The sequence below is a fragment of the Agrobacterium sp. OT33 genome, from assembly GCF_017313365.1.
GTDB classification, from domain to species: domain Bacteria; phylum Pseudomonadota; class Alphaproteobacteria; order Rhizobiales; family Rhizobiaceae; genus Agrobacterium; species Agrobacterium rhizogenes_A.
The window spans coordinates 1-710 of sequence record NZ_JAFLMZ010000024.1; the positions used below are offsets into that span (position 1 = coordinate 1).

The 710-nt window shown below is 59.9% G+C and carries 1 protein-coding gene; it reads right to left on the reverse strand.

From position 1 onward, the window contains the following. Positions 1-710 (reverse strand): elongation factor Tu (locus JZX88_RS26005; protein WP_206915184.1); only part of this gene is annotated, 710 nt, incomplete at both ends.

The following is a 710-nucleotide window of genomic DNA, read 5'->3' on the forward strand; positions in this document are numbered from 1 at the left end:
CCAACCTTGACGATACCGCGCTCAACGCGACCCGTCACAACCGTACCACGGCCCGAGATCGAGAACACGTCTTCGATCGGCATCAGGAACGGCTGGTCGATCGGACGCTCAGGCGTCGGGATGTAGGCGTCGACAGCAGCCATCAGCTCGCGGATCGCGTCTTCACCGATCTTCTTGTCGGAATCTTCAAGAGCAGCGAGAGCCGAACCCTTGATGATCGGGATATCGTCGCCCGGGAAGTCGTAGGACGACAGAAGTTCGCGAACTTCAAGCTCGACGAGCTCGAGAAGCTCGGCGTCGTCAACCTGGTCGACCTTGTTGAGGAACACGACGATCGCCGGAACGCCAACCTGACGGGCAAGCAGGATGTGCTCGCGCGTCTGCGGCATCGGGCCGTCAGCAGCCGAGCAAACCAGGATCGCGCCGTCCATCTGCGCTGCACCGGTGATCATGTTCTTCACGTAGTCGGCGTGGCCGGGGCAGTCAACGTGAGCGTAGTGACGGTTCGGCGTCTCATACTCAACGTGGGCCGTCGAAATCGTGATACCACGAGCCTTCTCTTCAGGAGCAGCGTCGATCTGGTCGTACGCCTTGAACTCGCCGAAGAACTTCGTGATTGCTGCCGTCAGCGACGTCTTGCCATGGTCAACGTGACCGATCGTGCCAATGTTGACGTGCGGCTTCGTCCGCTCAAACTTGCTCTTTGCCAT